The following is a 22,186-nucleotide window of genomic DNA, read 5'->3' as shown; positions in this document are numbered from 1 at the left end:
CGTCGAGGCGAGGGCGCCATTGGACATACTGACGTTTTCTGTTATTTTGTCAATTGATTTGGTTGCGGGGACTTCCGGGTATCGTTGTGAAGCGGGATTTGAAGACGGCGCAGGGCGCGGACGAGGCACGCCGCGAGCGCATCGTGGAGGGCGCGGTCAAGGTGTTTCTCGCTTATGGTTTCCAGCGCACGACCATGGACGACATCGCGCGCGCGGCGGATCTGTCGCGGCCGGCGCTTTATCTCGACTTCAAGAACAAGGGCGACATCTACCGGGCGATCGCCGCGCGGAAGTTCGCCGAATCGACGTTGGTGCTGGAACGGGCCCTGAACGGCGACGGCGATATCGAGGCCAGGCTGATGGACGGTCTGGAGCAAAGTCTGTTTTCGATGATGCGGGTGTTTTTCGAAGCACCGCACGGCGCGGAAATCCTCGATGCCAAGAACAGTTTGGCGGCGGTTGAAATGGCTGAATGGCGCCGCCGCTTCATCGCCGTCATCGCCACGGCGCTCGCCGCCGAGGCGGCCGCGCGTTCCGTCGACCTGGAGGCACGCGGCTTTACGGCCGACACGTTGGCGGGCCTCCTGCTCGACGGGATCGAGGGCATGAAGGCTCGCGTCGAGGGGCCGGATGAATGGGCGCCGGCGGCGCGCCGGCTGGTGCGACTGGTCGGTCTCGCCCTTCAGCCCTGATCGCGCATGGCCGCCGGCCTGGGCCGTCCGGCCAGGAATTCGCGCACCCTGTGGCCGAGGGCGCGCGGGTGTCCGAGCGGGGCCTTGTCGAGTTCCTCCTCGATCGGCAGGGTCTGACGCACGCCGACGGCATCGAAATTCTCGTCCAGCCAGTCCTGGGCGGCGGAACGGCCGAGATCGCGCAGATATTCCAGGAAAGCCCATTCGGCATTGACCTTGGAGGCCGCCGTCAGACCTTTCAGCGCTTCGTCGGCATCGATGCGGTGCATACGGATGTCGCGATAGTCGCCGTGGCCGAGCTTGCCGGTGGCGATCAGCTTCTTGACGAAAGCGATCGCGCGGAACTCGCTCAAAAGCGCGGCATTGAAGGTGATTTCGTCGATGCGGTTCTGGATCTCGGTCGCGGTGACCGGCGTGGTGTCGCGGGTGACCGGATTGATCTGAACCAGAAGCAGGTCCTCGACCCGGTTCGCCTCGAAGAAGGGGTAAAGGGCCGGATTGCCGCCATAACCGCCGTCCCAATAGGGGGTGCCGTCGATGGTCACCGCCTGGAACATCTGCGGCAGGCAGGCCGAGGCCATGACCACGTCGAGCGACAGATCGGCGGTGGAAAACACTTTCAGCTTGCCGGTATGGACATTGGTGGCGGACACGAAGAGCTGGATCGCGTCGCAGGCGCGCACGCGGTCGAAATCGATTTCGTGTTCGACCACGTCGCGCAGCGGGTTGATGTTGAGCGGGTTGGCGGCATAGGGCGACACGGTGCGCGACATGGCTTCGAACCACAGATAGCCGGGGGTGTTTTCCACCGACCAATTGCCGAGCGCCACATCCCACGGCATGCGCTGGACCGGGCTGAAGCGGCCCTTGCGGGCGACCGCGCGCCAGAAGTCGTGCAGCTTGGCGCGCGCGCCGTCGGCACCGCCCCGGACCCAGCCGTCGGCGAGCGCGACGGCGTTCATCGCGCCCGCGCTTGTGCCGGAGATCGCGGCAATGTCGAGCCGGCCGTCCTCGAGCAGGCAGTCGAGCACACCCCAGCTGAAGGCGCCGTGCGAGCCGCCGCCCTGAAGCGCGACATTGACCGACTTGCGCTCCGCCCCGTCGCCTTTTTTAGTCATCGGTCCAACTCTCGTCGTCGCCAGCGCACGGCCGGTTCACGCGGCCGTCCAGCCGCCATCGACCGATATATGCGTGCCGGTGATCTGGGCGGCGGCGTCGGAAGCGAGGAAGGCGGCGGTCGCGGCGATCTGCTCGACGGTGGCGAATTCCTTGGTCGGCTGCCTGTCGAGCATGACCTCGCGGATGACGGTTTCGCGGTCCATGGCGTGCGCCTTCATTTGGTCGGGAATCTGCGCCTCGACCAGCGGGGTCAGCACATAGCCGGGGCAGATCGCGTTGCAGGTGATCCTGTGCGTGGCGAGTTCGAGCGCCACCGTCTTGGTCAGGCCCATGATACCGTGCTTGGCCGACACATAGGCCGATTTGAAAGGCGAGGCGACGAGGCCGTGCGCGGAGGCGATGTTGACGATGCGCCCGGTTCCGGCCTTCTTCATCAGCGGCACGGTGGCGGCGATGGTGTGGAAGGCCGAAGACAGGTTGATGGCGATGATCGCGTCCCATTTCTCCGGCGCGAACTCCTCGACCGGGGCGACATGCTGGATGCCGGCATTGTTGACGAGCACGTCGACCGTGCCGAAACGCTCGGCGGCGGCCGCAACCAGCGCCTGGCACCGGTCGGGTTTCGACATGTCGGCCTGGATGTAAACCACCGCGCCCGCATGTCTTTCCGACAGTTCGGCGGCGAGCGCGTGATCCTGGCCGTCGTCGGTGTAGGAATTCAGCACCACGTTGAAGCCGTCTGTGGCAAACCGTTCGGCGATGGCGAGGCCGATGCCCGACGTGGACCCGGTGACGAGGGCGGTCTTGCGCTGGCTCATGGGTCGAATCTCCTTGCGTGTTCGATTGACTTCGTTGTCTTGCGCGTCATGCTGCGATGCATTAGCAAACTTTGTGCGATGCACAAATGGCGCGGCGGAACCGGCATTTCCAGTCGCCTGCCTTCACGATTTTCGTGATAAGGATCATCGGCCGACGCGGTTGACATCGCCGTGCCGCTTCGCCAACTCGATATCAACAGCAATTCCCCATGGAGCCCGGCCATGACCGGCTATCTTTCCTCCCCGCTGCCGCGTCGCCGATCGGTCGGCGTGACGGTCGGTTCCGTCCTCGTCGGCGGCGAAGCGCCGGTCGTGGTGCAGTCGATGACCAACACCGACACGGCCGACATCGACGGCACAGTCGCGCAGGTGGCCGCGCTGCATCGCGCCGGCTCGGAGCTGGTCCGCATCACGGTCGACCGCGACGAAAGCGCCGCCGCAGTCCCGAAAATCCGCGACCGTCTGGCGCGCCTCGGCATTGAGGTGCCGCTGATTGGCGACTTCCACTATATCGGCCACAAGCTGCTCGCCGACCATCCGGGCTGCGCCGAGGCGCTGGCGAAGTACCGGATCAATCCCGGCAATGTCGGCTTCAGGGAAAAGCGGGACCGTCAGTTCGCCGATATCGTCGAGATGGCGATCCGGCACGACAAGCCGGTGCGCATCGGCGTCAATTGGGGCTCGCTCGACCAGGAACTGCTTACCCGGCTGATGGACGAGAACCAGAGGGCCGGCTCACCGAGGACGGCGGCGGAAGTCACCCGCGAGGCGATTGTGCAGTCGGCACTGTTGTCGGCCGAACTCGCCGAGGAGATCGGGCTCGGGCCCGACAGGATCATCCTGTCGGCCAAGGTGAGCCAGGTTCAGGATCTCGTCGCCGTCTATGCGGAGCTGGCGCGCCGCTCGGACCATGCGCTGCATCTTGGTCTGACCGAGGCGGGCATGGGCACCAAGGGCGTGGTGGCGTCGGCGGCGGCGATGGGCCTGCTTTTGCAGCAGGGGATCGGCGACACGATCCGCATTTCGTTGACGCCGGAGCCGGGCGGCGACCGCACGCGGGAGGTGCAGGTGGCGCAAGAACTCCTGCAGACCATGGGTTTCAGGCAATTCGTGCCGGTGGTGGCAGCCTGTCCCGGATGTGGCCGCACGACGTCGACCGTTTTTCAGGAACTCGCGCAGAAGATCGAGGCCGATCTGCGCCGAAACATGCCGGTTTGGCGCGACAAATATCCCGGCGTGGAGGAGCTGAAGGTCGCGGTGATGGGGTGTATCGTCAACGGACCGGGTGAATCCAAGCATGCCGATATCGGCATCTCGCTTCCCGGTACCGGCGAGACGCCGGCGGCGCCTGTCTTCATCGACGGCCGCAAGGCGGCGACGCTGCGCGGTCCGGCGATCGCGGCCGAATTCGAACAAATGGTCGCCGACTATGTCGAGCGCCGGTTCGGCCGTGCCGGCACCGACGCGGCCGAATAGGGCGGCGCCGGCACGGGACGCGGGAAGCGTCCCGCACTGTCAGGCGGTGCGGGCCATGTCGCCGCCGCGCAGCCAGGTCTCGATCTTGATCGACAGCTTGTTCGGCGATACCGGCTTGGACAGATAGTCGTCCATCCCTGCTTCCAGGCATTTGTCGCGATCGCCCTTGAGCGCATGGGCGGTGATGCCGATGATCGGGGTGTGTTCACCCGTTCCCGCCTCGGCCTTGCGGATGGTTCGCGTCGCCTCAAGCCCGTTCATTTCGGGCATCGACACGTCCATCAGTATTACCTTGGGGCGCAACGACCGGTGCATATCGACGGCCATGCGGCCGTTGGAGGCGATGCGGTAGGACAGGTCGAGACCGTCGAGAATCTGCCGGAAGACGAGTTGGTTGACTTCGTTGTCCTCGGCCACCAGTACGTCGAGATCAGGGGCTTTTCTGAGCGAGGCCACCGAGATGCGGCGCTCGACGGCCTGGGCCGGAACGAGGTTGGTCCGCACGCGGGAATTCAGCGTGACCGGCATTTCCTCGGGCATCGCGGCGGCTGCGCGGGCGGATTGCAACACCGAGACCAGCGCTTCGAGCAGCGCGGAGGAGCGGGCCGGCTTGGGCAATTGCGCGGCGATGCCGCATTCGGTGGCAAGCCGGCTGACATCGGACTGATCCACGGAGGTCAAGAGCAGCATCGGGATCGCGGCGGTGGCCGGATCGGTGGTGATCGCGCGCGCCGTCTCGACGCCGTTCATACCCGGCATCTGGTAGTCGAGCACCACGCAATCGACCCGCGCGCCAAGTTCCGATGCCCTTTTCAGGAAGGCGATCCCGGTTTCGCCACTTTCGACGGCAGCGCATTCGAAACCCCAGCTGTGCATCTGCTCGGACAGGATGTCCCGATTGATCGGGTTGTCGTCGACGATCAGAACCCGGGCGCCGGAGACGTCGTAGGGAACGGGCTTGTTGCCGATGTCGGCCTCGTCGACCGGAAGTCTGATCGTGAACCAGAAGGCTGATCCCTTGCCGAGCGCGCTTTCAGCCGCGATTTCGCCGTCCATCAGTTCGACGAGGCGTGAGGCGATTGCGAGGCCGAGTCCGGTTCCTTCGTGCTTGCGCGTGGATGAGGCGTCGACCTGGGCGAATTTGTCGAAAACGCAGGCGAGCTTGGCCTCGGGAATGCCGATGCCGGTGTCCTCCACCCGTACCGTCACGCTGGCTACGCCCTTTTCGACGGTGCCCGAAACGTCGACCAGTACGTGGCCCTTTTCGGTAAATTTCACCGCATTGCCGACGAGGTTGGTGGCGATCTGGCGGAAACGACCGACATCGCCAGTGACGGAGGAAGGCAGATGCGGATCGACGCGCACGATCAGCTCGAGGTCCTTTTCGGCGACCCGAGCCGAAACGAGCGTGGCGACATCCTCGATCGCTTCGCCGAGACGGAAGGGCGCGGGGTCGAGTTCGAGCTGTCCCGCGTCGATCTTGGAAAAATCGAGAATGTCGTTGATGATCGTCAGGAGCGCGCTACCCGACTTCAAGATCACGTCGACGAACATCGCCTGGCGCTTGTCCAGCTCCGAGCGCGACAACAGTTCCGCCATGCCGAGCACACCGTTCATCGGCGTGCGGATCTCGTGGCTCATATTGGCCAGAAACTCCGACTTGGCCCGGTCGGCGGATTCGGCTCGTTTGAGGGCGGCCTCGATCGATTCATGCGCCTCGCGCAGATTTTCGTGCGTGGTGGCTACTTTGTGCATCATCGGATCGAGGACGCGCAGGCCAACCAGTGCGCTCGCCAGCACGATGGTGAGCCCGACCAGGACCATGAACCACTGTAAGGTGGTGTAGCTGTAGGCCATGTCCTCGTGCAGATCGTCCTGGATCAGCGCCAGATGCGGCTTGATGGTGCGGTTGGCCAATTGCTGCAGCTCGCGGAAGACGCGCTGCGCGCTCGGCGCGGTATAATCGGAGAAAATCTCCAGGCGGTTGGCGAGCGTCAGCACCTGGCGGATTTCCGCTTTCAGCGACACGCCGTTGCCGGTGTCTTCCCAGACCTGGCGGATGGCCGCCGGGACCCGGAGGCCGGCGATGGCGTCGAAGACGGTGTCGATGCGCTCCAGCGGCGCCTGGATCGCGTCGCCATCCTCCGCGATGGCGATACGGCGGCTTTCGAGCATCTGGCGCTCGGCGCCGGACGACCTCTCCAACGTGTCGTAGGCGTGCTCCAGCCGCTTGAGAGCCGCGGCCAGCTCGGCGTGAACGGCGTCGACATCGGCCGGCCCGGCCGCCCCGAGCGGGGTCGGACCGGGGGCCGGCGCCATGGTCACGGTCACACCGTTTCGCGCTTGCGATTGCAGATTGGCGCTCAGATGTTCCAGTCGTAGCGACTGGTAGATGACGTCGCTGGTGGCTTCGGCCATATAGCCGATCACCGCGCCGAATTTGACGTCGATCTTGGCGTTTTCGAGTTTCCACAAAATGAAGCCGGTGCCGACGGCGACCGCCAGGACGAAACTGATCAGAACCGTATAGAGGCGCCCGCGCATATAGGCGCGCGTAATCTTTGAGGACATCGACACGTCCACTCCGCACTCAGACAGATGGTTCAAATTGAATGCGTTGAATTAAATTCAGCTTAACGCTGTGCTGACCGGGCAATGCAACTCGGGGTGGGCGTCAATCGAGCCGAATGCGAAGGGCCGGCTCGCGTTCGAATATCCGCCTTGTCAGGAAACCGGATTGCTCAGCCCGAGCGCGCTAAGATTTGCGGTCGGCGATGAAACGCGCCGCCGCCGTCAGCATCGCGGCGTCGGCGCCGAACGGCTCAAGCAGCGTTTCGGCCTGCAGGATCAGGCCATCGAGCTGGCGGCGCGCCCAGGCCGGTCCGTTGAGGCCGACAAGCGTCGCCTTGCCGGCGCCGGCGTCCTTGCCGGCGGCCTTGCCGAGGGTCGCCACGTCGGAGGTCAGGTCGAGCAGGTCGTCGGCGAGCTGGAAGGCGAGACCGACAGCCGCGCCGAATTCGGACAGGCGCTCCCGATCGGCCGCGCTCGCGCCGGCGACGACGGCGCCGGCCTCGCAGGCGTAACGCAGCAGCGCCCCCGTCTTCATGGCCTGCAGCGTGATGACCCCCGTTTCGTCGGGCGGGGCCGCGGCGGCGGCCAGATCGAGCATCTGTCCGCCAACCATGCCGCCGATGCCGGCGGCGCGCGCCAGACCCCGTACCAGGATCAGGCGTGTCGTGTCGGCGAGCTCGAAATCGCTGCTGGACAGGATATCGAAGGCTGTCGTCAAAAGCGCGTCGCCGGCAAGAATGGCGGTCGCTTCGTCATAGGCGCGGTGCACGGTCGGCTGGCCGCGTCGCAGATCGTCGTCGTCCATCGCCGGCAGGTCGTCGTGGATCAGCGAGTAGCAATGCACGCATTCCAGCGCCGCCGCGACATGGGCCGCCGCCTCGGGTGCTGCGCCGAACAGGGCCGCGCTTTCCATGACCAGAAAGGGACGCAGGCGCTTGCCGCCATTGAGAACGCCGTGCCGGATCGCGGCCATCAGCCGGGGCGGCCGCGCTATCTCGCCGTTGCGCGCGCGATCGTCGAAAAGCCCGCGCAGCACCGACTCGACGGTTTCGGCGCGCATGGCGAGGCTCTGTTCGAACAGGGCGGAAAGCTCGGTCGTCATGAGGGTGCGATGGCGACAATTTCGCGCGCGGTCAAGTCCATCGGCCGCGGCAATCCGCAGGGGCGCCCGCGGTTCCATGGATGGTAGCGCCGATTTATGTGCGCTAGACAACGTTGATCCGGCCCGGAGTCCGGACAAGCGGCCGCTGGCGGAGGAGCGCATGGCACGGCGCAAACGGCGCAAATCGAGATGGACGACATGGCTGCGGCGCGTGGTCGCGGCCTGCATGGCGATCGCCCTGCTACCGCTGGCGCTGTCGCTGCTTTATGTCTGGCCGGCAATCCATCCGGTCTCGACGCTGATGGTCCGGGATCTGGTGACGGGCACGTCATACCAGCGGCGCTGGGTGCCGATCGAGGACATCGCGCCGGTGCTTATCCACTCGGTGATGATGTCGGAAGACGGGCAGTTCTGTTCCCATCGCGGCATCGACTGGGGCGAACTCAACGTGGTCATCGACGATGCCCTGTCGGGGGAGCCGACGCGCGGGGCCTCCACTATTCCCATGCAGACGGTGAAGAACCTGTTTTTGTGGCACGGCCGGTCTCTGCTGAGAAAGGCGATTGAGGCGCCGCTCGCGCTGGTTTTCGACGCAATCGTGCCAAAGAAGCGCATCATGGAGATCTATCTCAACATCGTCGAATGGGCTCCGGGCGTCTATGGCGCCGAGGCGGCCGCTCAACATCATTTCAACCGCTCGGCCGGCAAGCTGACGCGCCGCCAATCGGCCCTTCTCGCCGTCACCCTACCCAATCCGGTCGAGCGAAACCCGGCCAAACCCAGCAAGGGGCTGAACCGGCTCGCCTCGATCATCGAAAAGCGCGCGGCGGGCGCCGGCGATTATATCGGATGCGTGCGCTAGGCGGGGCAGGGCTGCGGCGCCGCGCGAAAAAAAGTGACGGTTTCGACTGGTCAAGTGCCGTGGCAGCGTGTATAGGCACGCGACTTTCCAGATGTTGACCTGTCGAAATACGGTCCTTTCCTGAAGGGCGCGGCGGGCATTGATTTGAGTGATGGAGCAGGTCCATGGCTGTACCGAAACGAAAAACTTCGCCGTCGAAGCGCGGCATGCGTCGCGCCGCCGATGCGCTCAAGGCACCGACCTATGTCGAGGATCGCAATTCCGGCGAATTGCGGCGCCCACATCATATCGACCTGAAGACCGGTATGTATCGCGGTCGCCAGGTGCTGGAGCCCAAGGAAAGCTGAGGCTTTTCTTTCGCGCCGCATGTCGAAGACCGGCTCCGGCCGGTCTTTTTGCGTCTGCATGGGTGCAAGCGATGCGTCGCGGCGGCATGATCGTCTTGACGCCGGTCGTGTGGTGGTGACACGAAGGGGTCTTTCCGCAACGGAGCCGCGCCATGCTGGGCATCGCCCCCCTGCTGATCATTCCCTTCATTCTCTACAATCTTGGCCTTGCCGGCATGTTCGGCGGCGGCGACGATCCCTGGGCGCAGGAGATATTCTCGCTCGCCATGATGTCGGGCGGCGTTTTCGCCATGACGCTCGGCGATCTGATGATCGTGATCGGGCTGGTGTTCCTGTTCCTGGAAATCATGAAATCGACCCGCACCTCGAACGCGTCGGTCGTCGATCATCTGTTGTCCACTTTCGTCTTCGTCGCCTTCCTGGTCGAGTTCCTTTTGGTGCGCGGCGCCGCGCACTCGGTGTTCTTCATCCTGATGGTGATCACGCTGGTCGATCTGATCGCCGGGTTTTCGGTGTCGATCCGCTCGGCCGGCCGCGACGTCAGCTTTCACTAGTCCCTCAGCCGCCATCCGCGACGAGGCCGGCGGCCTCGATGCCGGCGACCGCGGCGGCTTCGTCATTGTCGGACGTGTCGCCGGAAACGCCCACCGCGCCGATAAGTCGGCCGGAACCGTCGCGCATCAGAACGCCGCCGGGTACCGGAACGAGGCGGCCGCCGGCGACATCCGATAGCGCGGCCATGAAATGCGGCCGCTCGCGAGCCATCGTATCCACGGCGCGCGTGCCCATGCCCAGGGCGAGTGCGCCATAGGCCTTGCCGAACGCGATCTGGAAACGCATCAGCGAGGACAGGTCTTGGCGCTGGAAGGCGACGAGGTGCCCGCCGGCGTCGAGTACGGCGACGGCGAGCGGTTTCAGACCGGTCTCCGCCCCCTTGGCAAAGGCGGTTTCGATGATGGTGTTGGCGGTTTCGAGTTTCAGGTCGCTCATGGGGCTCTCCCGTTTCCATGTGCCGACAGCTATATTGGACCCGCCGCCGGTTCTGTACGGAGCGTTCGGTCGAAATAGTTTCACCGATCGGGAGGGGTCGGGTCGGTGCGGTCGTCCGCCATCGTCGCAGACGGCACGGCCACCGAAGCGGGGGCGCCCGCCGCCGTGGTGCCGCACAAAGCAGTATTTGAAAGAGGGTTTTGCGATCGCCGTCGAACCAGTCGGGGAGGTTCAGCCCTTGTCCATTGAATCGATCTTGCGCTGCATGGCGGCGATCTGTTCCTTCAGGTCGCGCAGATCGTCGGTCGCTTCCTCCGTTTTGGACGCTGCCTGTTCGGATGTTTCGGGCCCTTCCTGCGACACGGTCGCGGGAAAGGGCGTGAACATGCGCATCGCGTTCTGGAAGATTTCCATGTTGCGGCGGGTCTGTTCCTCGATCGCCTTCATTGGCGTCGACATGCCCATCATGTCCATCGGAGCCTTACCGATGGCATCCTTCATCTGTTCGCGGAACCGTTCCTGCTCCTTGGCGAAGGCGAACATCGACTGCTCGAGGAAACTCGGCACGATCATCTGCATCTGGTCGCCGTAAAACGAGATCAGTTGCCGCAGGAAGGAAACGGGCAGCATGTTCTGCCCATCCTTGTTTTCGAGTTCGAAAATGATCTGTGTCAGCACGGGATGGGTGATGTCTTGGCCGGACTTGGCGTCCTGAACGGTGAAATCCTCGCCGCGCTTGACCATTTCGGCCAGATCCTCGAGCGTCACATAGGTGGATGTGCCTGTATTGTAGAGGCGACGGTTGGCGTATTTCTTGATGATCACCGGATCGTCCTTGCCAGGCACGCGAACCTCCCAGATTGCCGAAACGATGCTTCGTCAGCGGTCGCGACATGTCGCATATTTCAGGATATGCGCAAAACCGCATCAATGAAAAGCGATTTGTGCACTGCAGGAAACAGCGTCCGGATCGGCGGGGCATTTGCCGGGGCGGATGCGCCCCGCGACACATTTCGAATTTGACTCGCGCCATGCTAAGGGCAACAAAGTTGCGATATGCCCCGCACACAGGGAGACCAAGATGTCCGTTTCGCCCTCCATCGTCATTGCCAGCGCCGCGCGCACGGCGGTCGGTTCCTTCAACGGCGCGTTCGCCAATACGCCCGCGCACGATCTCGGCGCGGTCGTGCTTAAGGAAGTTTTGGCGCGTGCCGGCGTGGAGCCGGCCGAGGTCGACGAGGTGATCCTCGGCCAGGTGCTGACGGCCGGCCAGGGTCAGAACCCGGCGCGTCAGGCGTCGATGGCCGCCGGCATGCCCAAGGAAACCAGCGCCTGGGGGCTGAACCAGGTATGCGGATCGGGCCTCAGGGCGATCGCGATCGGCATGCAGCAGATCGCTACCGGAGACGCCCGGATCATCGTCGCGGGCGGACAGGAATCGATGTCGTTGTCGCCGCACTGCCAGCATCTTCGTGCCGGCGTCAAGATGGGCGACTACGCCATGATCGACACCATGATCAAGGACGGATTGTGGGATGCCTTCAACGGTTATCACATGGGCGTGACGGCGGAGAACGTGGCGCGCCAGTTCCAGATTACCCGCGACGATCAGGATCGGTTCGCGCTCGCCTCGCAGAACAAGGCGGAGGCCGCCCAGAAAGCCGGCAAGTTCAAGGACGAGATCGTCGCCGTCACGATCAAGACGCGCAAGGGCGACATCGTAGTGGATGCCGACGAATATATCCGCCATGGTGCCACCATCGAGGCCATGCAGAAGCTGCGGCCGGCCTTCGACAAGGAGGGTTCCGTCACGGCGGCAAATGCCTCGGGAATCAATGACGGCGCGGCTGCCGCGGTGCTGATGAGCGAGGAAGAGGCTTCGCGGCGCGGCGTCAAGCCGCTGGCGCGCGTCGTGTCGTGGGCAACCGCCGGCGTCGACCCGAAGGTCATGGGTACAGGCCCGATCCCGGCCTCGCGCAAGGCGCTGGAACGGGCCGGCTGGAAGGCCGAGGATCTCGACCTGGTCGAGGCGAACGAGGCCTTCGCCGCGCAGGCCTGCGCGGTCAACAAGGATATGGGCTGGAACCCGGATATCGTGAACGTCAATGGCGGCGCGATCGCGATCGGCCATCCGATCGGCGCGTCCGGCGCGCGCATCTTCAACACTTTGGTTCACGAAATGCAGCGGCGTGGGGCGAAAAAAGGCCTAGCCACATTGTGCATCGGCGGCGGCATGGGGGTCGCCATGTGCGTGGAAGCGATGAACTGAGCAACATAACAGGGAACAGGGAGCGGCGCGCGGGATCTGCGGAAAAAAGAAGAGCGAAGCGGCTTCCGACCCCGATTTCGCCAGCCACCATGACCCGCTTGCCCCTCCGCCGCCAAGGAGGAGAACAAAATGGCCAGAACGGCGATCGTCACAGGAGGAACACGCGGCATAGGGGCGGCAATAGCCGTCGCGCTCAAGGAGGCTGGCTGCACGGTTGCGGCCAACTATGCCGGCAATGACGAAGCGGCGCAGAGCTTCAACGCCGAGACCGGGATTCCGGTCTACAAATGGTCCGTGGCCGATTACGAGGCCTGCGCGGGCGGCATCGCCCAGGTGGAGGCCGATCTCGGGCCGGTCGACATCCTGGTCAACAATGCCGGCATCACCCGCGACGCGCCGTTCCACAAGATGACCAGGGACCAGTGGACCGACGTCATCAACACCAATCTCAACGGCGTCTTCAATATGACACATCCGGTGTGGAACGGCATGCGTGAGCGCAAATTCGGCCGCGTCATCACCATCTCCTCCATCAATGGTCAGAAGGGTCAGTTCGCCCAGGCCAACTATTCCGCGTCCAAGGCCGGCGATCTCGGCTTCACCAAAGCGCTGGCCCAGGAAGGCGCGCGCAACGGCATTACCGTCAACGCGATCTGCCCCGGCTATATCGGGACCGACATGGTTATGGCCGTGCCGGAGAAGGTACGCGAATCCATCATCGCGCAAATTCCGGTCGGACGCCTCGGCGAAGCGGCCGAGATCGCACGCTGCGTGGTCTTCCTCGCATCCGACGATGCCGGCTTCATCACCGGTTCGACGATTACCGCCAATGGCGGACAATATTTCGCCTGAAGGTTGAGGCTGGATTTCGCCTGAGAGCCCAGTCTTGCGCGCCTGCGAGGTGTTAGAGAAGCCGTTTTATGGCCTTGCGGGTGCGCCGATCGAAGGCGGCCTGGCTGGCGCGATGCGCCTGCTTGTGGCGGTCGATCAGGGCTTGCGCGGTGTCCCGCAATTTCCGGCAATCTCCGGCCGGTTTGAGTCGTGCAAGCTGGCGCGCCATGCGGCTTGCGTGGCGCTTGGCGATGCGGACATGCTGAAACTCATGCGCCTTGATCGCGCGCTCGAAACGGTCGGCGAGCCGCCTCACCGAACGAGGTGTGTCCTTGGCCCCGTTCCAGCGCGGCAGGCGCAGCACAATCCTTAGACCGACCTCAGCCTTGTCGATACGGCAGCCCTTGGCGGTCGGCGCGAGCGTGTAGCGCGGGTAAAAATCGATGAAGCCGATGCCGTAGGCCGATCCGGCGCGGGGCGCGTTGCGCCGCACCGAGGCGAGCAGTTCGGCGTGGGAGCGGCCGCTGATGAAATAATAGCGCTGGGTGATCCGGGTGTCGTCGCCCGCCCAGCTCGCGCTTGGCGCGATCGCGACCAGCAGCAAAGCCGCCGCAAGCAGCCATCGCGGCGGTGTCCCAGATACTGCTGTATTACGACGGTGCCCGCGCATGTCCGGCTCCACCCCGGATCCGTCCTGCAGCCGTTTGGCCGACAGGTCGCATCCTGCACCGGCTGCGCCCTGAGGCCAAGTCTCATGGCCGACGGTGTACGCAACACCGGCAAAGCGGCTGAATCACGATCTGGTGTCCGGTGGTTGGGGCGACACCATATGGGGGCAAGGAACAAAACCTGAATCAGGCCGAGTCAGCGATTCGTCGCCGATTCGTTCCAGTCCCGTTCCAATTGCGGCGGCGTGCCCGCCGCCGCTTGCCGATTGTGTTCGGGCGTGAAAGTCCCTATGTCTTGCTGGCGAAAACCGCCTTCAATTCGCCCACAGCGCCTGGCGCCGGAACCACCAAACGGCAACAGGCGGGGCATTGGCGCGAAGGGCCTGATTGCCATTCCATGAATATCCAGCCGAAACAGCATGGTCCCCTGATTCTGTCTGGGCGCGACGTGACCGCGATTCTCGGACCGACCAATACCGGCAAGACCCATCTCGCCATCGAGCGCATGGTTGCGCACGAAACCGGCGTCATCGGCCTGCCGCTGCGGCTTCTGGCGCGCGAGGTCTACGGCCGGGTCGCCGAAAAGGTGGGCGCCGACAATGTCGCGCTGATCACCGGCGAGGAGAAGATCCAGCCGCCCGGCGCCCGCTTTTCGGTCTGCACGGTGGAGGCTATGCCGCGCCAGACCGACGCCGCCTTCGTGGCGATAGACGAGGTTCAGCTCGCCGGCGATCTGGAACGTGGCCACATCTTCACCGACCGTATCCTGCATCTGCGCGGCCGGCAGGAAACGCTGCTTCTTGGCGCGGCCACGATGCGCGGCATCCTGGAAAAGCTGCTCAAGGGCCTGTCGGTGGTGACCCGGCCGCGCATGTCGCACCTTGCCTATTCGGGGTCCAAGAAGATCACGCGGCTGCCGCCGCGCACGGCGATCGTTGCCTTCTCTGCCGACGAGGTCTATGCGATCGCGGAGCTGATCCGCCGCCAGCGCGGGGGAGCGGCCGTCGTGCTCGGCGCGCTCAGCCCGCGCACGCGCAACGCGCAGGTCGCGCTTTATCAGTCGGGCGACGTCGACTATCTGATCGCCACCGACGCGATCGGCATGGGGCTCAATCTCGACGTCGACCATGTCGCCTTCGCGCAAAACCGCAAATTCGACGGCTATCAGTACCGTCAACTCACCGCCGCCGAGCTTGGCCAGATTGCCGGGCGCGCCGGTCGTCACATGCGCGACGGAACGTTCGGGGTGACGGGCCAGGTCGATCCGTTCGACGAGGAACTGGCCGAAAAGATCGAGGCGCATGATTTCGAGCCGGTCAGGGTGCTGCAATGGCGCACGGCCGAATTCGACTTCGCCAATCTCGAGGCGCTGCGCCGGTCGATCGAGACCCTGGCGCCGGTCGAGGGGTTGACCCGGGCGCCGCCGGCGGTCGACCAGCAGGCGTTGGAGACGGTGATCCGCGATGCCGACATCTGCGATCTGGCGACGACGCGCGAGCGCGTCGCGGCATTGTGGGACGTGTGCGCGCTGCCGGACTATCGCAGGATCGCGCCGGCCCAGCACGCCGATCTGATCGGCACGATCTATACCGACCTCGTGCGCCGCGGCCATGTCGACGAAAACTATATGGCCGAACAGGTGCGCCGGGCAGACACCACCCAAGGTGAGATCGACGCGCTGTCGCAGCGCATCGCTCAGATACGCACCTGGACCTTCGTTTCCCATCGTCCCGGCTGGCTTGCCGATCCGGCACACTGGCAGGAAAAAACGCGCGAGATCGAGGACCGGCTGTCCGATGCGTTACATGAGCGGTTGACGAAACGCTTCGTTGACCGCAGGACATCCGTGCTCATGAAGCGGTTGAGAGAAAACACGATGCTTGACGCTGAAATCAATCCGTCCGGACAAGTCCTCGTCGAGGGCCATCATGTCGGCGAATTGCAAGGCTTCCGCTTTACCGCCGACCAATCGGCCGGCGGCGAGGATGCCCGCGCGGTGAAGGCGGCCGCGCAAAAGGCGCTGGCGCAGGAATTCGAGGCCCGGGCTGAACGCTTCGCCGCGACCGGCAATGGCGATCTCGCCCTCGGGTCGGACGGTGTCGTGCGATGGATCGGCGCGCCGGTGGCCACGCTGGTGGCCGGCGAAGATATTCTGCGTCCGCGCGCGGTGCTCCTGGCCGACGAGCAGGTGACCGGTCCGGCACGCGACAAGATCGCGGCGCGCATCGAGCGTTTCGTCGCCTTCCAGATCGGAAGCCTGCTCAAGCCGCTGGTCGATTTGCGCGACGCCGAACAGCTTTCCGGCATCGCCCGCGGCATCGCCTTCCGCCTGGTTGAAAATCTCGGTGTGATCGCCCGCCGCGAGGTCGCCGACGAGATACGTGGGCTCGATCAGGAGGCGCGCGGCGCGCTGCGGCGGCTCGGCGTGCGTTTCGGCGCCTATCACATCTTCGTTCCGGCGTTGCTGAAACCCGGCCCGGCCGGGTTGGTGACGCTGTTGTGGGCGCTGCAAAACGACGGCAAGGACAAGCCCGGTTTCGGCGATGTCGTCCATGGGCTTGCTACCGGACGTACCTCGCTGGTGATCGAACCGACCTTCGAAAAGGAGTTCTATCGCCTTGCGGGCTTCCGCCTGCTCGGACGGCGCGCGGTGCGCATCGACATTCTCGAGCGTCTGGCCGATCTGATCCGTCCCGCGCTCGCTTGGCGGCCGGGCACCGGATCGCGGCCCGATGGCGGTTTCGACGGCAACGCCTTCTTGGTCACGCCGGCGATGATGTCGATCCTCGGCGCGACCGCAGAAGACATGGACGAGATTCTCAAGGGCCTCGGCTATCGCGGCGAGGCCAAGCCGGCCGAAGAGGTCAAGGGGCGGCTCGATGCGCACGAAGCCGAAGCCGCCGCGAAGGCTTCCGCCGCGGCGCAAGCCGACGCGACCAGCGGCCAGGCGCCGACCGCGCCGGTGGCGGACGCGAACGGTGCCGATGTCGGCTCCGATGCGGTCGAAGGCCAGTCCAAGGCGGTTGCCGTTGCGCCAGAGGCAACCCCAGTTGCCGTGAGCGACACCGCGCCCGAGGCCGCCGGCGAGACATTGGCGGTTGCGGGCGGTGGTGAACAAGTAGCAAGCGCGCCCGTTGCCGCGCCGGAAGCCGTCGAACGCGAAACGGCTGAGCCGGTCGCGGCCGCCGACGCCGGACGCCAGGTTTCCGACGCCGCCGCGCCAGGTGAAGGTCAGACCGCGGAGACTGTCGGCACCGTCGAGCCAGCCGTTCCGGCGGATGAGAGCGGAACCCGGCCGACGGCCGACGCGGAGCCGGACGAACCGAAGCTGGTGACGCTCTGGCGCCCGGGCCGCATCGGCGGGCATCGCAACCGCTCCGGCCGCGACGGCAATGCGCGCAGACACCGCCCCGCGGCGGGCGAGGAGGGCGGCAAGCCACGATCCGACAAGCCTGCCAAGGGAGGGCAGGCGAAGGCCGGGCGCCCCCAGGGCGGCGGCGATGGCGACGGGACCGGAAAGCCCGGTCGCAGGGGAGGCGGCAAATGGCGTGGCGGCGGCAAGGACAAGCCGCATTTCACGCCCCGCCGGGAGGAGAAGCGGGATCGCGTCGATCCCGATTCGCCGTTCGCCAAACTGGCCGCGCTCAAGGAGCAGCTCAAGAAATAGACCATGGCCGGGCCCGAGCGCCAACGTATTGACAAATGGCTGTTCTACGCCCGCGTGGCCAAATCGCGCTCGTTGGCGGCGAAGCTTGTGCAGTCGGGAAGTGTCCGGGTCAATCGCGAGAAAGTTGGCCAGGCCGCACACCTGATCCGCGCCGGCGACGTGCTGACCATCGCCCGCACGCGCGATATTTTGGTCTACCGAATACTCGATACCGGCACGCGGCGCGGACCGGCCGTGGAAGCCCGTCTCCTTTACGAGGACATGACGCCGAAACCGGTGGTAGTCGAAAAGCCGGTCGCGGCCGCCTTTCGCGAAGCCGGCGCCGGTCGCCCGACCAAGAAGGAGCGGCGCGCCATGGACAAGTGGCGCGGCGAACCCTAGCGCCCCAGCGGTCCGCGCAAAACCATTCCGCAGGGTCCCTGATTGGCGACAAGGCGCCTCTTGCACGGCTACTGCAAAGGCGCTACCTCACCGGCAAACGTTGCAGGCCGAATGGCCCCGGAGTGCCTTCATGACTTATGTCGTCATCGACAATTGCATCAAGTGCAAATACATGGACTGTATCGAGGTCTGTCCGGTCGATTGTTTTTATGAAGGCGAAAATATGCTCGTCATCCATCCGGACGAGTGTATCGACTGTGGCGTGTGCGAACCCGAATGCCCCGCCGACGCGATCAAGCCGGATACCGAGCCGGGCCTCGATTCATGGCTTAAGGTCAATGCCGATTACGCCGAGAAGTGGCCGAACATCACCGCCAAGAAGGAGCCGCCGGCCGACGGCAAGGAGTTCGACGGCGTCGACAACAAGTTCGAGAAGTATTTTTCTTCCGAACCGGGCGAAGGCGACTGAGCGCGCGCCTGCCGATGCGGTGAATTCGCCGACTTAACGTTTTGCAGCCTTAAGCATAAGGTTGACGGAGCCGTTCGCTGTTGCGGCAAGTTGTTGATTCTTTCGCATAATTGTGTTAGAAGTGACCATCCTACAGGCGTTACCTCGTCTTTTGATGGCGCAAAAACCTTAATCATCGAAAGGTGCTTACAGTTTCCGGTCCGAGGCGACTTGGCCAGGTTAAACGCCTGTGCGCCGATCGCCTTCCGTTTGCCGGAAACGTTACTTTTTGCGCCCCTATCAGGGTTTCGGACGTCATTTCGTCGTTCGGGGCAGGAATCCGGCACAAAAGCCGGAGCCGCAAACAAGGAGTTTAGGGCGTATGGCATCCCAGCAGAAGAAAAGCGCAAGCCGCCAGGGCTTCAAGACCGCGGAATTCATCGTCTATCCCGCGCACGGCGTGGGACAGATTGTCGCGATCGAGGAGCAGGAGGTTGCCGGACATAAGCTGGAACTGTTCGTGATCGACTTTCAGAAGGACAAGATGCGGCTGAAAGTGCCGGTCGCCAAGGCCACGTCGGTAGGCATGCGCAAGCTAGCCGAAACCGATTATGTCGAGCGTGCATTGAAGGTCGTGCAGGGCCGCGCGCGCGTCAAGCGCACCATGTGGTCGCGCCGCGCGCAGGAATACGACGCGAAGATCAATTCGGGCGATCTGATCTCGATTTCGGAAGTGGTGCGCGACCTCTATCGTGCCGAGAACCAGCCGGAACAGTCCTATTCGGAACGCCAGCTCTACGAGGCCGCGCTCGACCGCATGGCGCGCGAAATCGCCGCCGTCAACAAGATGTCGGAGACCGAGGCGGTTCGCCTGATCGAGGCCAATCTTGCCAAGGGTCCGCGTCGCGGCGCCAAGGCCGACAATGAGGATTCCGAACAGGAAGAAGCAGCTTAAGCCCTCCTTCTCGCGCTTTTCCAAATAAGCCCGGTCGGATCCGACCGGGCTTATTTCGTTCCGGGCGGAGGCACCGCGCCGATCACGGATACCCGCACCGATGTGAACTCCGGTGAAGCGGATCGGCTGTAAGATCACTTGCGACCAGGATCGGTTTTCCGGGAGTTCGGACCTTGCTGAGCGACGCGCGCCGAACATTTCTCTCCACACCGGACCTGTCCTCGCTTCCGACGCGCATCCACGACCGGATTCGCGAGCGGGACTGGGCCAACGAGCTTCTGTTGCGGTCGATCCAGCTCACCATCATCGCGATTTTCTGCGTGATCTACGCCGTTTCGCCCAAAACACATCCCGACGGCGCGATGGCGATCGCACCCTATGTGCTCGCCACCTATCTCGCGCTGTCGTTGATCGGCATCGTATGGTGCTATTTTCGTGAGCCGCCGGACTGGGCGAGCTATGTTTCCATCATTTTCGATTTCGCCCTGCTCTACGGGCTGATGGTCAGCTTCCACATCCAGTACGAGCAACCGGCGACTTTTGTCCTCAAGGCCCCGGCCCTGCTTTACGTCTTCATCTTCATCGCCATCCGTGCGCTGCGCTTCAACCCGAAATTCGTGCTGTTCGCAGGCTTTGCCGCGATGGCCGGCTGGGCCGCGATCATGGTGTATGTCACGCGCATAGATCCCCATGACAGCATGCTCACGCGTTCTTACGTCGACTACCTGACCTCGAATTCAATCCTGATCGGCGCTGAGATCGACAAGCTCCTGTCCATCTTGTTGGTCACGGCGGTGCTGGCCTTGGCGGTGAACGGGTCGCGCAATTTCCTCGTTACCGCCATGACGGAGGGGATTGCCGCCGCTGAGTTCGCGCGCTTCTTCGACGCGCCGGTCGCCCGCAACATCCGCTTTGCGAACGAAAGGCTGGTGCCGGGCAAGGCCGAGCGCCAGCACGTGGCGGTATTGACCGTCGACATTCGCGGCTTCACCAAGATCGCGGAACGATGCGACCCCGACACTGTTATGCGCATTCTTGCCGCCTATCAGGGTCGCGTACTTCCGCTCGTCCATGCCGAGGGCGGCGTCATCGACAAGTTCATCGGAGACGGCATCCTGGCCGGCTTCGGGCTTGGGCGGATCAGCGAAACCTTAGCCGCCGACGCATTGAGGGCGGCGGAGGCGATCCTGCGCGACGCGCGCAGTTGGTTGCTGGAGCCTGACTTTGCCGGTTGCGGCGGCCCGCTCGAAATCGGTATCGGCGTCGCTTCCGGCCCCGTCAGTTGGGGAACGGTCGGGCGCGACGAACGTCTGGAGATGACCGTGATCGGCTCGCCTGTCAACCTTGCGGCGAAGCTCGAAAAGCTGAACAAGCATCTCGGGAGCGTCTGCATCGTGGAAGCCGCGAGTTGGCGGCTGGGGATCGAGCAGGGTTACGACGGGCGGTTCAGCGCTGCGCCGCGCCGCGTGGCGGTCGAGGGAATGGACAACGAGGTCGATGTCATGGTGTTGTCGCTTCCCGCGCTCGACACGGTGCCGATCCTGGAGGCCGGCGGCGGTCGGGTATCGCGATAGGCCCGCACGGGCACGATGCGGCTTCACATTTCTTTACATTGGCCGGGAAGGAGCGAAACGTTGGCGGCCTAGTCTGATCCCATCGCAGCGATGATGCTGCCGAACAGAGGATCAAGACCATGCAAGACGACAATCATCATTTCGACGATTCGATCAACGGCGGCACGCCGCGCTCGGGCGGCTGGATGCGCGGTGCGATCGTGGGCGGGCTGGCGCTGGCTGCGATCGCCGGGACCGGCCTTGTAGCGACGGCCGGTGGCGGTTTCGGGGCTTCGGACGGACACATGGGCGGCCAGGTCCTGAAGGCCCGCATGGGTGGTTTCATCATGGAACGGCGGATGGGTCACATGCTTGACGAGATTGGCGCGACCGACGAGCAGCAGGACAAATTGTGGGAAATTATCGACGCCGCGCGCGCCGAATTGCGGCCGATGATCCGCGAATTCCGTGACACGCGCAAGGATATAGTCAATATCATCAGCGCGCCGACCATCGATCGCGAGGCGGCCGAAAAGCTGCGTGGCGAGCGGGTGCAGGCGATGGACGAAGCCTCGCGCAAGATGACGGCGGCAATGCTCGACGCCGCCGAGGTTTTGACGCCGGAGCAGCGCGCCAAGCTCGCAGAGCATATCGAGAAGCGCGGCAAGCATCATCGCCGCTGACGGAACGGCTTTGGGGCCGGTGGTCATGGAAGGAAGCCGGGCATGACGGAACAGGTGTTGATCGTCGACGACGATACCCGCCTGTCCGCCATGCTGGCTGATTATCTGGCCGGAAACGGATTTGACGTGCGGACAGCCGAAACCGCGGCGGAAGGGCTGTCCGACCTGCAAAGGCGGGCACCCGACGCCGTCATTCTCGACATCATGCTTCCGGACGTCGACGGGTTCGAGGCCTGCCGACGCATCCGCGCCGTGTCAGATGTGCCGGTGCTGATGCTGACGGCGAAGGGCGAGGAGACCGACCGTATCGTCGGGCTCGAGCTCGGTGCGGACGACTATCTGCCGAAACCGTTCAACCCGCGCGAATTGCTGGCTAGACTCAAGGCGATCCTGCGCCGGCGCCATGGCGGCGGGACCGGCGCCGAGCGCGTGCTGCGCTTCGGGCGGTTGGAGATCGATCCGGGCTCGCGTGCGGTGCGGCTCGACGGGACCGAAAGCAGGTTGACCAGCCACCAGTTCGACCTTCTCCTGACGCTGGCCAGGAACGCTGGGCGGACCCTGTCGCGCGACCAGCTCATGGACATGACGCGCGGCGAGGAACTTGAGGCGTTCGACCGATCGATCGACGTGCATGTTTCGCGCATCCGCGCCGCGATCGAGGCTGATCCGAAACATCCGCGCCGGCTGATCACCGTGCGTGGGGCCGGCTACGTCTTCGCGCGCTACCAGGACGATATCTAGTTTTCTCGTTGTC

The 22,186-nt window shown here is 64.3% G+C and carries 22 protein-coding genes; 14 read left to right on the top strand and 8 right to left on the bottom strand.

Annotation, left to right across the window (positions count from 1 at the left end):
* Positions 1-98: 98 nt before the first annotated feature.
* Positions 99-692 carry a TetR/AcrR family transcriptional regulator gene (locus GN330_RS04125; RefSeq protein WP_156711372.1) on the top strand — a complete coding sequence of 198 codons (594 nt, stop codon included), beginning with the start codon at positions 99-101 and terminating at the stop codon, positions 690-692.
* Here GN330_RS04125 and GN330_RS04120 read toward each other — a convergent pair.
* Together GN330_RS04120 and GN330_RS04115 are read right to left on the bottom strand one after the other, a co-directional pair.
* Positions 683-1,810: a patatin-like phospholipase family protein gene (locus tag GN330_RS04120; RefSeq protein ID WP_156711371.1), complete on the bottom strand. Its 1,128-nt coding sequence runs from the start codon at positions 1,808-1,810 to the stop codon at positions 683-685. The genes GN330_RS04125 and GN330_RS04120 overlap by 10 nt on opposite strands.
* 36 nt (positions 1,811-1,846) lie before the next feature.
* Complete coding sequence (locus GN330_RS04115; protein WP_156711370.1) at positions 1,847-2,629, bottom strand: 3-hydroxybutyrate dehydrogenase; 783 nt, start codon at positions 2,627-2,629, stop codon at positions 1,847-1,849.
* Between the two features lie 222 nt (positions 2,630-2,851).
* Between GN330_RS04115 and ispG the strand changes: the two genes are divergently transcribed.
* On the top strand, positions 2,852-4,105 hold the full coding sequence (gene ispG, locus GN330_RS04110; protein WP_156711369.1) for a flavodoxin-dependent (E)-4-hydroxy-3-methylbut-2-enyl-diphosphate synthase: 1,254 nt from the start codon (positions 2,852-2,854) through the stop codon (positions 4,103-4,105).
* 39 nt (positions 4,106-4,144) lie between these two features.
* On the opposite strand, the gene GN330_RS04105 is transcribed toward ispG, so the two are convergent.
* Positions 4,145-6,676 (bottom strand): response regulator, encoded by a 2,532-nt coding sequence (locus GN330_RS04105; RefSeq protein WP_246188490.1) that lies wholly within the window; start codon positions 6,674-6,676, stop codon positions 4,145-4,147.
* Positions 6,677-6,860: 184 nt separating this feature from the next.
* Complete coding sequence (locus GN330_RS04100) at positions 6,861-7,778, bottom strand: polyprenyl synthetase family protein (RefSeq protein ID WP_156711368.1); 918 nt, start codon at positions 7,776-7,778, stop codon at positions 6,861-6,863.
* Between the two features lie 160 nt (positions 7,779-7,938).
* On the opposite strand from GN330_RS04100, the gene mtgA reads away from it, so the two are divergent.
* The 3 genes from mtgA (at position 7,939) to GN330_RS04085 (ending at position 9,541) form a co-directional block, all read left to right on the top strand.
* A complete protein-coding gene (gene mtgA, locus GN330_RS04095) occupies positions 7,939-8,640 on the top strand; it encodes a monofunctional biosynthetic peptidoglycan transglycosylase (RefSeq protein WP_156711367.1) in 702 nt (233 codons plus the stop codon).
* 164 nt (positions 8,641-8,804) lie between these two features.
* Positions 8,805-8,987, top strand: a complete 183-nt coding sequence (rpmF, locus tag GN330_RS04090; RefSeq protein WP_106570231.1) for a 50S ribosomal protein L32 — start codon at positions 8,805-8,807, stop codon at positions 8,985-8,987.
* A gap of 152 nt (positions 8,988-9,139) precedes the next feature.
* Positions 9,140-9,541 carry a hypothetical protein gene (locus tag GN330_RS04085; RefSeq protein WP_156711366.1) on the top strand — a complete coding sequence of 134 codons (402 nt, stop codon included), beginning with the start codon at positions 9,140-9,142 and terminating at the stop codon, positions 9,539-9,541.
* 4 nt (positions 9,542-9,545) lie between these two features.
* On the opposite strand, the gene GN330_RS04080 is transcribed toward GN330_RS04085, so the two are convergent.
* Both GN330_RS04080 and phaR read right to left on the bottom strand, forming a co-directional pair.
* Positions 9,546-9,977, bottom strand: a complete 432-nt coding sequence (locus GN330_RS04080) for a GlcG/HbpS family heme-binding protein (RefSeq protein WP_156711365.1) — start codon at positions 9,975-9,977, stop codon at positions 9,546-9,548.
* Between the two features lie 231 nt (positions 9,978-10,208).
* Positions 10,209-10,823 (bottom strand): polyhydroxyalkanoate synthesis repressor PhaR, encoded by a 615-nt coding sequence (gene phaR, locus GN330_RS04075; protein WP_343040243.1) that lies wholly within the window; start codon positions 10,821-10,823, stop codon positions 10,209-10,211.
* Between the two features lie 235 nt (positions 10,824-11,058).
* On the opposite strand from phaR, the gene GN330_RS04070 reads away from it, so the two are divergent.
* Together GN330_RS04070 and phbB are read left to right on the top strand one after the other, a co-directional pair.
* Positions 11,059-12,246 (top strand): acetyl-CoA C-acetyltransferase, encoded by a 1,188-nt coding sequence (locus tag GN330_RS04070; RefSeq protein WP_156711364.1) that lies wholly within the window; start codon positions 11,059-11,061, stop codon positions 12,244-12,246.
* Positions 12,247-12,375: 129 nt separating this feature from the next.
* A complete protein-coding gene (phbB, locus tag GN330_RS04065; RefSeq protein ID WP_156711363.1) occupies positions 12,376-13,098 on the top strand; it encodes an acetoacetyl-CoA reductase in 723 nt (240 codons plus the stop codon).
* Positions 13,099-13,150: 52 nt separating this feature from the next.
* On the opposite strand, the gene GN330_RS04060 is transcribed toward phbB, so the two are convergent.
* Both GN330_RS04060 and GN330_RS23390 read right to left on the bottom strand, forming a co-directional pair.
* Positions 13,151-13,747 carry a DUF922 domain-containing protein gene (locus GN330_RS04060; RefSeq protein WP_156711362.1) on the bottom strand — a complete coding sequence of 199 codons (597 nt, stop codon included), beginning with the start codon at positions 13,745-13,747 and terminating at the stop codon, positions 13,151-13,153.
* Between the two features lie 194 nt (positions 13,748-13,941).
* Positions 13,942-14,166 (bottom strand): hypothetical protein, encoded by a 225-nt coding sequence (locus tag GN330_RS23390; RefSeq protein WP_197435079.1) that lies wholly within the window; start codon positions 14,164-14,166, stop codon positions 13,942-13,944.
* Between GN330_RS23390 and GN330_RS04055 the strand changes: the two genes are divergently transcribed.
* The 7 genes from GN330_RS04055 to GN330_RS04025 all read left to right on the top strand — a co-directional run bounded on the left by GN330_RS04055 (position 14,143) and on the right by GN330_RS04025 (position 22,173).
* Positions 14,143-17,412, top strand: coding sequence for a helicase-related protein (locus tag GN330_RS04055; RefSeq protein ID WP_156711361.1), 3,270 nt, complete (start codon positions 14,143-14,145; stop codon positions 17,410-17,412). The genes GN330_RS23390 and GN330_RS04055 overlap by 24 nt on opposite strands.
* 3 nt (positions 17,413-17,415) lie before the next feature.
* Complete coding sequence (locus GN330_RS04050) at positions 17,416-17,793, top strand: RNA-binding S4 domain-containing protein (protein ID WP_156711360.1); 378 nt, start codon at positions 17,416-17,418, stop codon at positions 17,791-17,793.
* A 130-nt stretch (positions 17,794-17,923) separates the two neighbouring features.
* Positions 17,924-18,262 (top strand): ferredoxin FdxA, encoded by a 339-nt coding sequence (fdxA, locus tag GN330_RS04045; protein ID WP_156711359.1) that lies wholly within the window; start codon positions 17,924-17,926, stop codon positions 18,260-18,262.
* Between the two features lie 361 nt (positions 18,263-18,623).
* Entirely contained in the window at positions 18,624-19,196 is a 573-nt protein-coding gene (locus GN330_RS04040; RefSeq protein WP_156711358.1) for a CarD family transcriptional regulator, read from the top strand.
* 173 nt (positions 19,197-19,369) lie between these two features.
* The gene (locus tag GN330_RS04035; RefSeq protein WP_156711357.1) at positions 19,370-20,770 is read left to right on the top strand and encodes an adenylate/guanylate cyclase domain-containing protein; all 1,401 of its coding nucleotides are present in this window, start codon (positions 19,370-19,372) and stop codon (positions 20,768-20,770) included.
* A gap of 119 nt (positions 20,771-20,889) precedes the next feature.
* A complete protein-coding gene (locus tag GN330_RS04030) occupies positions 20,890-21,432 on the top strand; it encodes a Spy/CpxP family protein refolding chaperone (RefSeq protein ID WP_156711356.1) in 543 nt (180 codons plus the stop codon).
* A 42-nt stretch (positions 21,433-21,474) separates the two neighbouring features.
* Positions 21,475-22,173 (top strand): response regulator, encoded by a 699-nt coding sequence (locus GN330_RS04025; protein WP_156711355.1) that lies wholly within the window; start codon positions 21,475-21,477, stop codon positions 22,171-22,173.
* Positions 22,174-22,186: the final 13 nt, after the last annotated feature.

This window comes from Nitratireductor arenosus (assembly GCF_009742725.1).
Lineage (GTDB): Bacteria > Pseudomonadota > Alphaproteobacteria > Rhizobiales > Rhizobiaceae > Mangrovimarina > Mangrovimarina arenosa.
This window is presented reverse-complemented; position numbering and strand designations above follow the sequence as displayed.

What these genes read in the sequence shown, in the direction of transcription:
- GN330_RS04040 (WP_156711358.1), top strand. Translation starts at nt 18,624, where the DNA reads ATGGCATCCCAGCAGAAGAAAAGCGCAAGCCGCCAGGGCTTCAAGACC.
- GN330_RS04120 (WP_156711371.1), bottom strand. Translation starts at nt 1,810, where the DNA reads ATGACTAAAAAAGGCGACGGGGCGGAGCGCAAGTCGGTCAATGTCGCG.
- GN330_RS04070 (WP_156711364.1), top strand. Translation starts at nt 11,059, where the DNA reads ATGTCCGTTTCGCCCTCCATCGTCATTGCCAGCGCCGCGCGCACGGCG.
- GN330_RS04055 (WP_156711361.1), top strand. Translation starts at nt 14,143, where the DNA reads ATGAATATCCAGCCGAAACAGCATGGTCCCCTGATTCTGTCTGGGCGC.
- GN330_RS23390 (WP_197435079.1), bottom strand. Translation starts at nt 14,166, where the DNA reads ATGCTGTTTCGGCTGGATATTCATGGAATGGCAATCAGGCCCTTCGCG.
- GN330_RS04030 (WP_156711356.1), top strand. Translation starts at nt 20,890, where the DNA reads ATGCAAGACGACAATCATCATTTCGACGATTCGATCAACGGCGGCACG.
- rpmF (WP_106570231.1), top strand. Translation starts at nt 8,805, where the DNA reads ATGGCTGTACCGAAACGAAAAACTTCGCCGTCGAAGCGCGGCATGCGT.
- GN330_RS04105 (WP_246188490.1), bottom strand. Translation starts at nt 6,676, where the DNA reads ATGTCCTCAAAGATTACGCGCGCCTATATGCGCGGGCGCCTCTATACG.
- GN330_RS04115 (WP_156711370.1), bottom strand. Translation starts at nt 2,629, where the DNA reads ATGAGCCAGCGCAAGACCGCCCTCGTCACCGGGTCCACGTCGGGCATC.
- mtgA (WP_156711367.1), top strand. Translation starts at nt 7,939, where the DNA reads ATGGCACGGCGCAAACGGCGCAAATCGAGATGGACGACATGGCTGCGG.
- phbB (WP_156711363.1), top strand. Translation starts at nt 12,376, where the DNA reads ATGGCCAGAACGGCGATCGTCACAGGAGGAACACGCGGCATAGGGGCG.
- GN330_RS04050 (WP_156711360.1), top strand. Translation starts at nt 17,416, where the DNA reads ATGGCCGGGCCCGAGCGCCAACGTATTGACAAATGGCTGTTCTACGCC.
- GN330_RS04080 (WP_156711365.1), bottom strand. Translation starts at nt 9,977, where the DNA reads ATGAGCGACCTGAAACTCGAAACCGCCAACACCATCATCGAAACCGCC.
- GN330_RS04060 (WP_156711362.1), bottom strand. Translation starts at nt 13,747, where the DNA reads ATGCGCGGGCACCGTCGTAATACAGCAGTATCTGGGACACCGCCGCGA.
- GN330_RS04100 (WP_156711368.1), bottom strand. Translation starts at nt 7,778, where the DNA reads ATGACGACCGAGCTTTCCGCCCTGTTCGAACAGAGCCTCGCCATGCGC.
- ispG (WP_156711369.1), top strand. Translation starts at nt 2,852, where the DNA reads ATGACCGGCTATCTTTCCTCCCCGCTGCCGCGTCGCCGATCGGTCGGC.
- GN330_RS04085 (WP_156711366.1), top strand. Translation starts at nt 9,140, where the DNA reads ATGCTGGGCATCGCCCCCCTGCTGATCATTCCCTTCATTCTCTACAAT.
- fdxA (WP_156711359.1), top strand. Translation starts at nt 17,924, where the DNA reads ATGACTTATGTCGTCATCGACAATTGCATCAAGTGCAAATACATGGAC.
- GN330_RS04025 (WP_156711355.1), top strand. Translation starts at nt 21,475, where the DNA reads ATGACGGAACAGGTGTTGATCGTCGACGACGATACCCGCCTGTCCGCC.